This window comes from Kitasatospora sp. NPDC003701, from assembly GCF_053587085.1.
Map to the genome: position 1 here is coordinate 1 of NZ_JBSFNM010000060.1, position 13,465 is coordinate 13,465.

General features: G+C 71.9%; 14 protein-coding genes. 12 read left to right on the top strand and 2 right to left on the bottom strand.

Going from position 1 to position 13,465, the window contains the following annotated elements:
- On the bottom strand, positions 1-694 hold a 694-nt coding region (locus tag ACWDRR_RS35945), incomplete at its 3' end, for a phospholipid carrier-dependent glycosyltransferase (RefSeq protein ID WP_449776470.1).
- A 275-nt stretch (positions 695-969) separates the two neighbouring features.
- Here ACWDRR_RS35945 and bla point away from each other — a divergent pair.
- The 12 genes from bla to ACWDRR_RS36005 all read left to right on the top strand — a co-directional run bounded on the left by bla (position 970) and on the right by ACWDRR_RS36005 (position 12,171).
- A complete protein-coding gene (bla, locus tag ACWDRR_RS35950) occupies positions 970-1,893 on the top strand; it encodes a class A beta-lactamase (RefSeq protein WP_449776471.1) in 924 nt (307 codons plus the stop codon).
- Positions 1,894-2,151: 258 nt separating this feature from the next.
- Positions 2,152-2,376, top strand: coding sequence for a hypothetical protein (locus ACWDRR_RS35955; RefSeq protein ID WP_449776472.1), 225 nt, complete (start codon positions 2,152-2,154; stop codon positions 2,374-2,376).
- A 183-nt stretch (positions 2,377-2,559) separates the two neighbouring features.
- The gene (locus ACWDRR_RS35960) at positions 2,560-2,913 is read left to right on the top strand and encodes an effector-associated constant component EACC1 (protein WP_449776473.1); all 354 of its coding nucleotides are present in this window, start codon (positions 2,560-2,562) and stop codon (positions 2,911-2,913) included.
- A 7-nt stretch (positions 2,914-2,920) separates the two neighbouring features.
- A complete protein-coding gene (locus tag ACWDRR_RS35965) occupies positions 2,921-3,859 on the top strand; it encodes a caspase family protein (RefSeq protein WP_449776474.1) in 939 nt (312 codons plus the stop codon).
- Positions 3,849-4,982 (top strand): trypco2 family protein, encoded by a 1,134-nt coding sequence (locus ACWDRR_RS35970; protein ID WP_449776475.1) that lies wholly within the window; start codon positions 3,849-3,851, stop codon positions 4,980-4,982. The genes ACWDRR_RS35965 and ACWDRR_RS35970 overlap by 11 nt, the downstream gene beginning before the upstream one ends.
- A gap of 427 nt (positions 4,983-5,409) precedes the next feature.
- A complete protein-coding gene (locus ACWDRR_RS35975) occupies positions 5,410-6,138 on the top strand; it encodes a hypothetical protein (protein WP_449776476.1) in 729 nt (242 codons plus the stop codon).
- Between the two features lie 344 nt (positions 6,139-6,482).
- Entirely contained in the window at positions 6,483-7,412 is a 930-nt protein-coding gene (locus ACWDRR_RS35980) for a hypothetical protein (protein ID WP_449776477.1), read from the top strand.
- Between the two features lie 384 nt (positions 7,413-7,796).
- On the top strand, positions 7,797-8,648 hold the full coding sequence (locus tag ACWDRR_RS35985; protein ID WP_449776478.1) for a serine hydrolase: 852 nt from the start codon (positions 7,797-7,799) through the stop codon (positions 8,646-8,648).
- 403 nt (positions 8,649-9,051) lie between these two features.
- Positions 9,052-10,221 (top strand): GDSL-type esterase/lipase family protein, encoded by a 1,170-nt coding sequence (locus ACWDRR_RS35990; protein WP_449776479.1) that lies wholly within the window; start codon positions 9,052-9,054, stop codon positions 10,219-10,221.
- 48 nt (positions 10,222-10,269) lie between these two features.
- Positions 10,270-10,440 (top strand): hypothetical protein, encoded by a 171-nt coding sequence (locus tag ACWDRR_RS35995; RefSeq protein ID WP_449776480.1) that lies wholly within the window; start codon positions 10,270-10,272, stop codon positions 10,438-10,440.
- A gap of 269 nt (positions 10,441-10,709) precedes the next feature.
- Positions 10,710-11,282, top strand: coding sequence for a flagellin N-terminal helical domain-containing protein (locus ACWDRR_RS36000; protein ID WP_449776481.1), 573 nt, complete (start codon positions 10,710-10,712; stop codon positions 11,280-11,282).
- 484 nt (positions 11,283-11,766) lie between these two features.
- A complete protein-coding gene (locus tag ACWDRR_RS36005) occupies positions 11,767-12,171 on the top strand; it encodes a nuclear transport factor 2 family protein (protein WP_449776482.1) in 405 nt (134 codons plus the stop codon).
- Between the two features lie 37 nt (positions 12,172-12,208).
- Here the strand turns inward: ACWDRR_RS36005 and ACWDRR_RS36010 are convergent, their stop codons facing one another.
- On the bottom strand, positions 12,209-13,207 hold the full coding sequence (locus tag ACWDRR_RS36010) for a LacI family DNA-binding transcriptional regulator (RefSeq protein ID WP_449776483.1): 999 nt from the start codon (positions 13,205-13,207) through the stop codon (positions 12,209-12,211).
- Positions 13,208-13,465 lie beyond the last annotated feature (258 nt).

Here is a 13,465-nt window from a genome sequence, read left to right on the forward strand (position 1 = left end):
AGGAGCGGTGCTTGACCGGTCCGTCACTGAGCCAGCCGTGCATGCAGAGCAGCCAGGCCAGGATCAGCACCGGCAGGACGGTGTCCGACATGACGAACTCGGAGTAGAAGATCACCGGCGGCAGCAGCGCGGTGGCGCCGGCGAACACGTACGCCAGCAGCCGGCGCAGGCCCAGCCGGCGCAGCGCCAGGTAGGCCAGTGGGAAGACCAGCGCGTTCAGCAGCGCGTTGATCCCCATGATCAGGTGGTAGGCCATGACCGGGCCGTCGGCGATCCGGAAGGCCGGCGAGATCAGCAGCGGGTAGCCGCCCGGGATCACCACGCCGACCGGCATCTCGGTGGTCGGCCGCCCGGCCAGCACCCGGGCCAGCACGAGATAGGAGTCCTCGTCCGCGTGCACCGACGGGTAGCTCAGGTGCCGGACCAGCACCAGCCGGAAGAGGACCTCCACCGCGTACCCGGCCAGCAGCGCGGCCGGCCAGAACCAGCGCCGCCCGCGGGCCTCCTCGAACCACAGTGCCGCCCGGCCCGGCAGGCCCGAAGGGCCGCTCGTGAGGGCGGCGGGCTCTGCGGATTCCCGGGCACCGTTCTGGTGCTCTTCGAGACCGTTCTGGTGCTCTTCGAGACCGTTCTGGTGCTCTTCGAGGGCGACGGGCCGAGGCAGGGTCGACTGTCGCACGAAGCGTTGTGTCATGCAGCTACATATATCGGCTAACTGCATATGATGTCCAGAAGAGTACGTTGCGACGGCGCCGAGCAGCGGCCCACGGCGGGCCCGGCGCGCGAGCGGGCGGCACCGGGACCGAGCCCCATGGACGAGCGGGCGACACCGGCCCCGACCTCGGCCACCACTCCCGCGCTGAACGCCGACGCACCCTCAAGCAGACCGCCCCCGCTTTTCCTTGGCCTGACTTCGAAGCGAATGCGGCACATACTGTTCGCATACACCGACAGAGGAGGACAACGATCGTGAAGACCTTCGCGGGACGCCCGAGCCGGCGCGCGGTACTCGCCCTCGGCGCCGGGACGGTACTGGCCTCAGCCGCGTCCACGGGTGGGCCGGCCCACGCGGCCGGCGCGTCACCGGGCGAGCACGCCACCACCCGGGCGCTGGCCGACCTCGAACGCGAACACGGCGCCCGGCTGGGGGTGTTCGCGCGGAACGCGGTCACGGGCAGGAGCGTGACCTACCGCGCCGACGAGCTCTTCCCGATCTGCTCGGTGCACAAGACCATCACCGTCGCCGCGGTGCTGAGGGACCTCGACCGCAACGGCGAGTTCCTCGCCAGGCGGATCCGCTACACCGGCGAGGACGTCACCAAGTCGGGCTACGCCCCGATCACGGGCACGCCCGAGCACCTCGCGAACGGCATGACCGTCGCCGAGTTGTGCGCCGCCGCACTCGACTACAGCGACAACGCCGCCGACAACCTCCTGCTCCGCGAGCTCGGCGGCCCCACGGCGATCACCCGCTTCTGCCGGTCCATCGGCGACCACGTGACGCGGCTCGACCGGTGGGAGCCGGAGCTCAACTCCGCCGAACCGGGACGTACGACGGACACCACCAGCCCGGCCGCCATCGGGCGCAGCCACCTCAAGCTGGTCCTCGGGAACGCGCTCGCCCCGCGGGACCGGCGGCAGCTGACCACGTGGCTGCTCGCCAACACCACCGGCGCCGCCCGCCTGCGCGCCGGACTCCCCGAGGACTGGACCCTCGCCGACAAGACCGGCACCGGCGACTACGGCTCCACCAACGACGTCGGCATCGCCTGGACCGCGGACGGTACGCCCCTCGTCCTGGCCGTCCTGTCCACCCAACCGGACGCCGACGCCCCGGCCGACGAACCACTGCTCGCGAGGACCGCCGCCCTGCTGGCACCGGCCCTCACCTGACGCCTCAAGGTCCCTCGTCTCCACCCGGGGCATCGGCGGCCTTGCCGTCGCCGTCCCTCAGAGCCGTCAGCGCCACCGTCACCCATGGTGTCCGCAACCGCAGGTGGCCGGTCAGGGCATGGATGATCCTGACCGGGAGGCGGAGTTCGAGAGGAACCCGCAGGGCCGATACGCGGTCGACCGGGCCCCACACGTCTCCTGCCGTGGATCGCCGCCCAACTGACCACCCTGGTGTGACATCTGCGGCAGGATTCGGTCATGGACCTTCGGATCGAGTGGCCTGTGCCGATGGACGAGTACGACTGGGCGATCCAGGAGGCCAAGGGCTGGCTGGCGGATGCGGTGCAGTGGGCCGGCGCCGGAGGCGCCGGCCCACTGGCCTTGTCCATGGCCTGGGCCGGACCGCGAAGCGCGGCGAGCTCACGGCGCAGACGCCGGCCCTCGTCGCCCTTGGCCGTGTGCGCGGACGGGGCCGGCCGGTGACGCTTCCCGACTCCACCAACGCGGTTTGGTGCGGGCGAGCTTGCCGGCCAGCCGCTCGTTCGTGTTTGCGAGCGCCGGCTACCAGCGATCCCCGGCAAATCCAACGTTCCCACCACCCCTCATCGTCGCCCGTGCGATAGTGGCTCGCGACCTACTCGGCGTCCGACCCCGCTCGGAGATTCTGTGGACATCACCATCACCCTGGCGGCTCAGGAGGGCGGCCCGGCCTCCCAGCTGCTGGCGGAGAGTCTGCACAGATCGTTGCTCAACAACGACGCCGCCCGCACACACGCCCGGCCGCAGTTGCTGCGCCAACCACCCGCACCTGGGCAGCTCGGCACTGCGATGGACATCATCCAGTTGGTGCTCGGCACCGGCTTCAGCGCGGCCTCGTTGGGTGTCTCGATTGCGCAGTGGCGGTCGACCAAATCCCCGACCGTCACCGTGACCGTCGAGCGTGACGGTGCGTCGGTCACCGTCACGGGCGCAGACGCCGCCGCAGTGGAGGAAGCCGTCCGGCGGCTCGGCCCGGAGTGATCGCCCGGTGCGCTTGCCCGATTTCGCCAACTCAGCCGCACTTCTCGTCGGGGTCGCCGATTACCCCGAGAGCAACGGCTTCGGTCCTGTGCCCAATGCCCTGAACAACCTGGACGGCTTGAGGCGTGCTCTGTCGCCCGGCGGCGAACGCGGGTTCCCGCAGGAGCGGTTCCACCTGCTCTCCAACCCCAAGGCCGGCGACGGCATCAGGGCCATGCTGGAGATGACGTCCGAGCAGGCACACGACGTACTGCTCTTCTACTACGTGGGCCACGGTTGGAAGATCGAGGAGGACCTCTACCTCGCCTCCACGACATCCTCCCCGAAGTCGATCGAGACAACCGGGATCCGCTACCAGACGGTTCGGCGGATCATGCGGGGCTCATCCGCGGCGCTCCGCATCGTCATCCTCGACTGCTGTTTCAGCGGGATTGCCACGACCGGGGTCCTCGGCGCCGACACCGGCATGCGGCTCACCGAGAAGGAAGTGACGATCTTCCTCCCCGGTGACGCCGAGGGGGTGTGCGTCATCTCGTCGAGTGGGCCGGAGGAACCGTCCCGTGACTCCGACGACTCCGGCTACACCGCCTTCTCCGGCCACTTCCTCAGAGCCCTGGAAGCCGGATCCAACTCCGGCGGACAGGAGCTGGGGGCCGTCTTCAGGGCGACCAAGGAGCGCATGGCGCAGGCCAGGCTGGATCACACACCGCTGATCGCCGTACAGGGTGATGCCCACCGTTTGCTCCTCGTCGATCCCGAGCAGCCGCACCCGGACAGGGCTCCCGTCGACGCGCCCCAACCGGAGCCGCCCACCGTGCAACCGGTGAGGTGGGACAGCCCGTTGGGGATGTTCGAGTTCCCCGACAGCGAGTCGGCCATTTCCGTGGTGCGGCTCTTCCTGGAGGCGGGCTGGCACAATCTGAGGAGCGATCACGATGGGAGCTAGGACGGACCAGGTACTGCGTTACCTGGGCTCGCTGCGCGATCAGGCCGTGGAGAGCCCCGAGGGCGCCGGCCCCGGGTTCGCCGATGCCCTCCGTACAGCCGTCGACGCCTTCCTGGAGAACGACGAGAGCGAGCAGGCTCTCCTTCTTGCCCAGGAACTGACAGCCTGGCAGCGTTCCTGGGCCGGCCCCCGGGAGGTTGTCGAGGCGCTGCTGGCCCTGGGGTCGGTCCTGGTACGCGTCGGAGCGAGGGATGAAGCCGGCGCGGTCCTCGACGAGTGCGTCGGAATGGCCGACAGCCTGCCGGCGGACCGTGCCGGCACCCTGGCCCTGGCCGCCCGCGAACTGCTCTCGGCTGTCCGCAGCGCCCAAGGACGGATGGTGGAGGCGCTCGATCTCGTCGACGCGGCTGTCGAGGGCCACCGAGTGCTGGCCGAATCGGACCGGGGGCGCCACGGCGCGCTCCTGGCCCGCGCACTGCACAACCGTGCCGTGGTCCTCCACACCGCCGGCCGCGATGAGGAGGCCCTGGCCGGGCTGGACGAGGCCAACGGCGTGTACAACTCGCTGCTCAACGGAGGTGACCGCACCGTGGTCGTCGGCTTCGTCCGGTCGCTGACCGCGAGGAGAGCAGTTGCAGATGCCATGGGGCTGCAGCCCGGAGACGTGAAGTCGGACGCCTTGCTGCACCGGCTGACGGCACTCGCCGCATCGGCCGACGCCGACTTCGATGCGAGACCAACCAGTCAGGAACCCGCCGACTGCCCGCTCGAAGCAGTTGGACCGGAAGAGACAGGAGAGCGCCAAACCATGAGCAACCAACCGCTGATTCCCCTGCCTGACGTCGTCCAGGCCGTACGGCTGCAGGTCGAGGAAGCGGCCGCACGGAGCTCGGACAGCGCTGTCGGCTTCAAGGTCGGACCGATCGAGCTGGACCTGACGGTGTCGATCTCCGTGGACGCTCGCGCCAAGAACGGCGTCACCCTGCTCGTCGTCACGGACACGGCCGCAGGTGCCAGTCCTCGGCCGGGCCTGCACCGCATGCGACTGACGCTGACTCCCACGTCCAGACTCGATGGCGACCTCCTGATCGGGGGTAGTGGCGGCAGGGACTTGGACATCTGAGCAGCATCCCCGGCCGCACCCGGCAATCAGGGACGAGCAACCAGTGCCCAGCGGCGGCTCGCCATGGCCGTCCCAGCGGTGTTCGCCGAGGCTCCACCGGCGAGCAGCACGAGCGCCGTGGGGCGCGCAGGAAGGTCCTGCCGAAGTTGCGCAACTGTCGTTTCCTGCACGGGGATCGGTGGCGGCATGGACGCCGGAAGCCGGAAGGACGGATACGGTGGATCGGCGGGGGCATGCTGGCGGAATCACTGGTGGCGCTGGCCACCGCAGGATCGACCGCTCTGGTCGGGGCGATGGCCACGGACGCCTGGCAGGCCACCCGGACCGGCGTGCTGAGGCTCTTCGGGCGTGCCAGCACCGACTCGTCGGACGGCACCGTGGCGCAGCCCGACGAGGGCACGGCGCCCGAGGGGGCGGGCCGGAGGCCATGCCGGCCGCAGACGCCCGGATCGCGCTGGTCGCGGCGCAGCTGGACGGCGACGCCGCGCTCGTGGCGCGGGCCGACGACGCGGCGGCGGCCCGGCGCAGCCTGCTGTCGGGCTGGCAGCTGAGGCTGCAGGAGCGCTGCGCGCGCACCCGGAGCTCGCGGGCGAGCAGCCCGGGCGGCGTCCTTCCGCCGCCCGGCAGCCAGGACCTGCGCCCGGACGGTACCGCCGGGCTGCTGCTCCTGCCGCGGGCTGACCCTGTGGCAGCTCGGCGGCCACCGCATGCGGTCCCTCGTCGAACGGGACACGCCGCGCATGCGGCACCTGTTCCCCGTACCGGAGTGGGACGTCGTCGGAGGCAAGGCCCCGGCGAGGGGCGCGTCCACTTCCTCGACCCCGACACCCTAACCCCGAGGCCGGCCCCACCCGCCCTCACGGGCGCCGAGCACCTCAGCCTCATCGCCACCTCCCCCGACGGCCGGTGCGTCGCCTACGCGGGACAACTGGCCGTCGGCGAGCCGCGGCGCCGCCGTGACGTCGACTGGCACAGCCGGCTGCACGATCTCGACCACGCCGGCGCGGTCCTACAGCGCCCCCTGACCGGACTTCGCCTCGCCGCGACCATGAACCTCCGTGGCGCGCTGCTTGAGGCCCGCCGCACCGGCAACACCCACCTGCACCACCTGTTCACCCTCGCCCTGGCCCTCGCGGAGCGCTCCTCGGGTGACTGACTCCGTGGCATGGCAGGGCCGGATCTGCGATCGCAGGTGGCCCGACACGGTGGATCGGCGGTTCCGCCCGGAGAGGACGGGCCCATCCGCGTTCCAGGAAGGAAGGACGACACGGCGGCGCGGGCGCCCGCGCCCTCCGAAGAGAAGCCCCGGCACCGTTCCGAAATCCGTTGGATCCTCCGCCGCGAGCGAGGCACAATCCGCGGGGAACGGAAGCGAGGGGAGCTTGTTTGGACGTGTTCGCGTGTGCAGGGTGCCGCACCGAGCTGACGGCGCCGGTGTCCCGGGTCGCCCTCCCCGTCCACACCCACCACGGGGGCTGGGAGGAACTTCACCCTCCGCTGATGGAGCCCGCGACGTACGCCGTCGACCCACGGCCCACCGGGCCGCCCTGGCGGTTGTGGGAGGACGTCGGAGAGGATGCGGCTGCCCGGCAGGGCGTGTACGCGCCGGTGTACTCCGTCTCGTTCGGCGCGCGGAACAGGATCGTCATCGCCCCCGGCGACTCCCGGTCCATGGCCCTGATCCCCGAGAAGTGTGAGGGGTACTGCCGGGGTGTGGACGGCCGGGCCGGGCCCAACCTGGCGTGCGAGGGGTGCGGGCAGGCCGTGGCGACCCGCATGGACGACTGCGGATTGTGGCAGGCGGTGTGGCTGGAGCCCGACGCGGTCGTACGCCGTCCCTCGGGACTCCCGGCCGGTCCGCCTCCCGGTTGGAACGACCTGCGGCGCACCGAGCACCGTGTCCCACCCGTCGAACCCGACGGGTCGTGGAGCCGCCGCTGGGAGGCCGCGGTCGGGGTCGCGCTGGCCCACCTCGTGGTAGCCACCGGGAACCGCCCGGTGACACTCCCCGTCGGCCCCGTCGCCGACCTGCTGGGCCACGCCGTCGGCCGGTACCTCCCCGCCGGGCCCGACACCCGCTCGGTGGGGCTGGCCGGCCCCGGAATCCGCGTGTTCCCGCCTCGTCCCGATGTCCTCCTCGTCCCTCGTCACCCCCTCACGGGCGCGCCCTGGCGCCCGCCCGGCGACGAGGCGGCTGTGGTACCGCTGGACAGCGGAGTCTGGGCGTACCTCACCCACCCGGGCGAAACCTCGCCGATCCCCTCCACGGGAGTACTCCCCCGGGGCGTCCTTCGTGACGACTACCCCCTGCCACCGCACCCCTCGTACCCGCTGACGCCCCACCACCGCGCCTTCGGAGACACCCTGGTCGGGCTGCCCGCCATACGCACCCCCCGGCTTCGCAGGTATCACGACGGGTACCGATCATGAACGCCTGACGGGCGACGGTGGGGCCGCTTCGAACCGTCCCGTCGCGCCGGCGCCACCGGGACCGGCGCCGGCGCGACGGTCAGGCTGCGCGCCGGACCGCCGCGAGCCGGGAGACCGCCGATGGGATCGACGCTGGAGCCTCCTTCCCGCGGGATCTGCATGGCGTCACTTCCCTCTGTCTTCGGGCGCTCGGGGCGGTGGTGGTCGCCGCTGTTCCACGTCCGCGCCGATGACGGCGAGAGTCCCGGCGCCGGGCAGGAGGGGACCGGTGCTGCGGTGCGCCGTGAGTGCGCCCTGCTGCGCACGAGGGGCGAGTGCCTGACTGGACACCTGCCGGAATCGCGGAGCGGAGGTGCAGTGGTGCGCGAAGAGGTGCCACCACGCGTGGGGCAGGCGCCTACCGCCTTGGGCCTGCCGCCCGGCGGGAGTGTGCTGTCGGTGCACGTGGCCCCGCTCGGCGCGGCGACGGCGCGAACGCTGAACCCCGACACGCCCCATCTCGCGGCCAGCACGATGAAGGTGGCCGTCCTGGCGGCGCTGCACCGCAGCGGACAGGACCTCGACGCCCCGGTACCGGTGCACAACTCGTTCGTCTCGGCGACGTACGGGCCCCGGTTCGCCGTCCTCCGGGAGCGGGACGACGATCCCGAACCGTGGCGGGCGCTGGGGGCGCGGCGCACCCTGCGGTGGCTGTCCGAGCGCATGATCGTGCACTCGTCGAACCTCGCCACCAACCTCTGCCTCGCCCACGTCGGGCTGGACGCCGTCGCCGAGGAGTGGCACCTGGCACGGGCCAGGCACAGCGTCACCGGTCGCGGCATCGACGACCTCGGCGCACAGGCGGCGGGGATCGTCAATGTGGTGACCGCCGCGGATCTGGCCCGACTGCTGCGGCGGCTGCCGCCGGAGCTGCTCGACGTGCTGGCCGCCAACGCACACCGGGTCGACCTCGCCGCCGGCCTGCCGCCCGGCACCCGGGTCGCCTTCAAGAACGGCTGGCTCCCCGGGGTCCGGCACAGCGGCGGCATCGTGTACCCGCAGGACGCGCCGCCGTACAGCATCGCCGTCTGCTACTCCGGTCCGCTGGCCTCCGGGCAGGCGGTCGACGACCCGGCCGCCCGGCTGCTGGCCCGGATCTCCGCCGGTTACTGGGCCCGGCGCCACACACTGGGCCGGGGGCCGGCCGACCGGACGGCCGCTCGCCACGACGGCGTCCTACGAGCGGCCGGCGGCTGACGACCGGTCGGGCGTCCGATCCCGGCCGCTCAGGTGGTTTCGCTGGCGTTCCGAGCCGGGGTGATCATCGTCCTGGTCACCCATCTGCTGCTCGACGAGGAACCGCCGCCGTCACGTGCGGACCGTGTCCGCGGTGATCTCCGACTCCCTTGCCACACCGATGATCGAGGGCACATCGGGGCCGTCGCAGGCCAGGACGATCCGTGCCCCCAGAGCCGACGCCCGGGGGCGCGTCGCTCTGCGGGCCCACCGCGTGAGCGCCGCACGCTCCTCGTCCGACAGCAACAACGGCTCCGACGACGGATCTCCGGTGCAGGACACTGGAGTCCGTGGGAGGCCCGATGGTTCCGGTCGAGCACCGATTCGGCCGGACGGACAGAGCTGAGGAATGGTGACGGTGGCGATGCGCGAGTATCCGCTGGTGGACGGGCCGGTCGAGATACGGGGTGCGCTGGACCTGGAGGCGACACCCGCGGGGGTGATGCCGCGCCGGCTGCCGGCGTGGACCAAGGCGCAGTACCAGGACCCGTCGGTCTACGGAGGGACGGTGATGCCTTCGGGGGTGCGGCTGGTGTTCCGCACCGACGCGCGGGTGCTCGAGTTCGAGGTGCTCACCTCCACGGGGCAGCTCGACGGTGACCCGGAGCCTCGGCCGACCGGAATGCTGGAACTGAGGGTGGACGGTGCTCCTGCCGGACGGCGCCGAGCGCCCTTGGGCCATGTGGTGCGGATGGCGGGCCCCGGAACCACCCAGCGGCTGATACCGGGCGAGCCGGGAACGGTACGTTTCGACGCGTTGCCGGCCGGGATGAAGACCATCGAGCTGTGGCTGCCGCAGCAGACGCCCACCGAACTGGTGGCGCTCCGCGCCGACGGCGAGGTCCTGGCGCCCCTGCCCGACGGCCGCCCCCGATGGGTGCACCACGGAAGCTCCATCAGCCACTGCCTCGAAGCCGACGGCCCCACCGGCACCTGGCCGGTGGTGGCGGCGTCGCTCGGCGGCGTGGAGGTGACCAACCTCAGCCAGCCGGGCAACGACATGCTGGACCCCTACGTCGCCCGGACGATCCGCGACATCCCCGCCGACTTGATCAGCTTCAAGACGGGCGTCAACATCGTGGCCCGGGCCACCTTCCGGCTGCGCACCTTCGGCCCGGCGGTGCACGGATTCCTGGACACGATCCGGGACGGGCACCCGGACACCCCGCTGCTGGTGGTCTCACCGGTGAGCTGCCCGGCCCTCGACGGGTGTCCCGGCCCGACCGCGGTGGGCCGGGACGGGAGGATCAAGGCTCTGGGGGACCCGGCCGATGCGGCCGGTGGGGCGCTGTCACTGCAGGTGGTCCGTGACGAGCTGGCCAGGATCGTGGCGGCCAGGCAAACCCGCGACCCCCACCTGCACTACCTCGACGGACGCGAACTGCTCGGCCCCACCGAGGTGGAGGACCTCCCCGACGGGCTGCACCCGTCCGCGGCCGCGTACCGCCGGATGGGAGAACGCTTCGCCGCCCACGCCTTCGCCGACCGGGGCCCGTTCCACAGCCGACCGCAAACGCGGTCGACCGACGAGTAGCGCTCTGGCGGGCGGTGTCGTCGGTCTGCCAGGGGACGGATTGTCGGCGTGTGGGCACGTGGCGCCGAGGTGTCGGCCGGACAGGTGGCGGCCCACTATCTCGCTCCCGAACTGGTCGACCGCTGCGTCGAGATCGCGGCAGCGAGGTACGGCGGTGAGCGCGTGGTCTTCCGCATGCGCCCCGAGAGGTGGTTGAGCAGGGACCTCAGCGTGCCGTGACCCGAACCCGGAAGGGTGGGCCGAGGTGAGACGGGTGGCGGAGGCGCGGGCGGCTCGGGAGGTGGTGGCGGAGGCCACGGCTGTGAGGACAACCCGGCAACACCCACCGCCCTGGTCTCGGCATCACCGGACCCGGCCCGGGACCGCAGCACGGCTGTAGCGGCAGGCACCACGGTCACTTTGAGTGAGAGAACGTCAACTCGCTGACAGGATCGTGGACAAGCTGGGATTCTGGCAGCTCAGTCCCCGACCAGACTGGTGGAGCTCTCATGCTGACCCTCAACACCAACATCATGTCCTTGACCACGCAGAACTACCTCAACATCACCGGAAGCGCCATGGGCGTCGCCGCGGAGCGTCTCGCCTCCGGGAAGAGGATCAACAGCTCCAAGGACGACGCCGCCGGCCTGGCGATCTCCGACAGCATGTCCACCCGGATCGCAGGCCCTCGCCTGTCCGGCATCAACCTGCCGCTCGCCGCGCTGGCGGCCGGCGACAGCCTCAGCGCCGAGAAGGTGAAGACGGCGATTGCGGAGGCCAGCACCACCACGGAGGTCTGGGATCCCTCCGCCGACGTGAACCAGATCGCCGCCGTCCTGCCCCAGACATCGAGCTGGCTGGGCAGCGGCGCCAACGAGGCTGTCAACGCCGACGAGATCACCGAAACCCTCGGCGCGGACTACCTCGCGAACCTCGCGCAGTTCCTCGGTCTGGACATCGACACTCTGGCCCAGGACCTCAGCAACGCTCTCCCCAGCTACATCAACTCCATCTCCCCCTCCGGCGAGGTCGTCGAAACCCTCGCCGAGGCGCCCCTGGACGAAGCCGACCAGGAGAGCTGAGCCCCCCGTTTCTCGCCGAAGCCCCCTGCCCCCGGCCCTCTTGGCCGGGGGCAGTTCGTTTGGAGGCCCGGAGGCCCGGAGGCCACGGGCCGCCCGTCGCGGACACCTACGCGACGCATAGCCCTGCTCAGCAGTCAACCGGCGTGCGGGAGACGGGACGCCGCCATCCGCAGGGTCGCACCACCGAACACGCAACAGCGGACCGTCGACGGCACGTCTTCAGGGCCGGCGCCAATGGGTGCCCGCGCCGCCGACCCCTGTGCCCCAGAGTCGACAGCCTCACCAAATCCTATGATCCGGTCAACCTGACCGGCGGCAGCGAACCCGGCCGCAGCGAAACGGGTCCACTGCCGGTACGGGCGCCGGGGGCGCCACCCGGAGCCGGCTCGGCGCCGCGACCTCGTGCGACCGCTCGCCTGATCACAACGTCGCACAGGCCCTAGCATGGAACGAGAGGGTGACGTCGACCGGAGCGAGGTGTCCGGTGAACGAGCAGAGCATGATCGAGACGATCAGATCGGTCTACGCGGCGTTCGGCAGCGGCGACCTGCCGGCGATCCTCGCCAGGCTGGACGATGCCGTCGACTGGGCCTCGGAGACCACGTCCACCGCAGCGCCGTGGTACGGCGCCCGCCACGGGAAGGACGAGGTCGCCGACTTCTTCGAGCAATTCGGTTCGACCATGGAAGTCGAGGAGTTCACCCCGGTGTCCCTCGCCGCGAACGACACCGACGTCCTGACCGTCGTGCGCATGCGGGCCACGCACCGGGCCAGCGGGAAGGTGCTGGCGATGGATCTCCACCACCGGTTCACCTTCCGTGACGGGAAGATCGTCTTCTACCGCGGCACCGAGGACACCGCGCAGACCGAAGCGGCGTTCCGCTCCTGACCGCTCCGCGCCGGCGACACCCCGCCGGGGCCCGTGCTCATGCCCCGGCGGTGGAGTCCCGCACCTCGATCGTCCAGGAGTGGTGGCGTACGGTGCCCGGCTCCGCCGCGCCGGACAGCAGGTCGCTCAGCAGCTCCGCGCAGGCCCGGCCGTAGTCCGCCGGGCGCAGGTCCACCGCCGTGACGCCGGGCCGGGCGCCGGCCGCCACGACACCGTCGACGCACGAGGCCACCAGCAGGTCCGTCCCGACCCGCCGACCGGCCGTGGCCGCCGCCCGGAGCACCCCAGGTGAGGCTCCGTCCGGCGCGCAGACGACCGCGTCGACGCCGGGCCGGCGGGACAGCAGTTCCGCGGTGGCCTGTTCCGCCTCGGCGACGGTGGCCGCGAACGGGACGGTGTGCACCACGACGTCGACCTCGTGCCGGCGGCCCCAGGCGAGCGCGGCGGCGTGCAGGGCGGCGGCCCAGTCGGAGTCGGCGGCGGGGGCGAGCAGGGCGGGGCGCAGGGCGCCGCGCTCGTGGAGGTGGTCGAGAAGAGCGGTCAGGGAGGCCGCGTTGTCGCAGACCACCGAGCCGGTCGGCGGCGTGCCGGCGCCGAGGTAGCGCTCTCCGGTGACGACCGGGACGCCCGCGTCCAGCAGGGCCGGTACGACGGGGTCGCCGACCTCGGGGTCGATGACGAGCAGGCCGTCGACCCGCGAGGCCAGTCCGCCGGCCGAGCCGGTGTCGGGGGCCAGCAGCACCAGGTCCAGGCCGTCCTGCTGGGCCCGTTCGACGGCGCCGAACGCGAGGTTCATGTAGTAGGCGAGCCTGGTGGCGGTCTTCGGCAGGTGCAGGCCGACGGCGCCGGTGCTGGCCCGCCGCAGCCGGCGCGCGGCGCTGTTGGGCCGGTAACCGAGCTCGGCGGCGACGGCGCGCACGTGGTCCCGGGTCGCTTCGGCCACCCGGCCGGAGCCGACCAGCACGTTGGAGACGGTGCTCTTGGACACCCCGGCGGCGCGGGCAACATCGTGCAGGGTCACGGATCGGCTGGTCACAGCAGCGAAGTCTAGGCGCGGTACTCGGCAAGCACGTGCTGGAACGTTCCAGCACGTGACGACGTCTTCCCACCACCAGGGCACCGTCGAACTCGCCGGCTCCCCCACCGGAGCCCGCTTCCTGCCGCGCCTGCCGCTGGCGGGGCCCGTCGCCGGCCCCGACGGTGGTCACCGGGGGAACGCGGCCTCCTGGCGTGGCGCGCCGGCCGGACCGGGAACCCTGTGTCGCCACCTGCCCGCACCGGCACCGGAGGATCC

Coding starts and splice junctions, on each gene's coding strand:
- ACWDRR_RS35955 (WP_449776472.1), top strand. CDS start 2,152: ATGGACCTTCGGATCGAGTGGCCTGTGCCGATGGACGAGTACGACTGG.
- ACWDRR_RS35970 (WP_449776475.1), top strand. CDS start 3,849: ATGGGAGCTAGGACGGACCAGGTACTGCGTTACCTGGGCTCGCTGCGC.
- ACWDRR_RS35975 (WP_449776476.1), top strand. CDS start 5,410: ATGCCGGCCGCAGACGCCCGGATCGCGCTGGTCGCGGCGCAGCTGGAC.
- ACWDRR_RS35980 (WP_449776477.1), top strand. CDS start 6,483: ATGGAGCCCGCGACGTACGCCGTCGACCCACGGCCCACCGGGCCGCCC.
- ACWDRR_RS35990 (WP_449776479.1), top strand. CDS start 9,052: ATGCGCGAGTATCCGCTGGTGGACGGGCCGGTCGAGATACGGGGTGCG.
- ACWDRR_RS36000 (WP_449776481.1), top strand. CDS start 10,710: ATGCTGACCCTCAACACCAACATCATGTCCTTGACCACGCAGAACTAC.